Source organism: Microvirga roseola, from assembly GCF_020866965.1.
GTDB classification, from domain to species: Bacteria; Pseudomonadota; Alphaproteobacteria; order Rhizobiales; family Beijerinckiaceae; genus Microvirga; species Microvirga roseola.
Map to the genome: position 1 here is coordinate 1 of NZ_JAJATX010000222.1, position 371 is coordinate 371.

1 protein-coding gene is annotated in these 371 nt (G+C 59.0%); it reads right to left on the reverse strand.

Features of this window, described 5'->3' with window-relative positions; all coding sequences use genetic code 11:
- Nucleotides 1–210 (reverse strand): hypothetical protein (locus LG661_RS24970; RefSeq protein WP_230534676.1); only part of this gene is annotated, 210 nt, incomplete at its 3' end.
- Nucleotides 211–371: the final 161 nt, after the last annotated feature.

The following is a 371-nucleotide window of genomic DNA, read 5'->3' on the forward strand; positions in this document are numbered from 1 at the left end:
TAGATTCTTGACGCCCGACTCCACAGCCACCTCAGAATCGGTCATTTCTCGAAATCGCCACGAGAGTAACAGGTGACCACCATGCCAACCGCGAAGGGAAGTGACGCCGTACAACGCCTCAGGAGAGCCCGTCGTGAGCGGGGCGACCGGGAGATGAATGTGTGGGTTCCCCAGCAGATTGGCGCTGCGATTGATGAGGCCGTTGAGCATGGCCTCTTCAGATCCCGACAGGAGGCCATCAACCGTGCCCTCGAGGCAGCCTTTGTTCGTAAGGAGCTAAAGACGGTGACGTAACCTAGGCAAAGCAAAAGGCCCACGAAGCGGGAACTTCGAGGGCCTTTGGAGACCACCGCGAGGGGTGGGCATTCGGA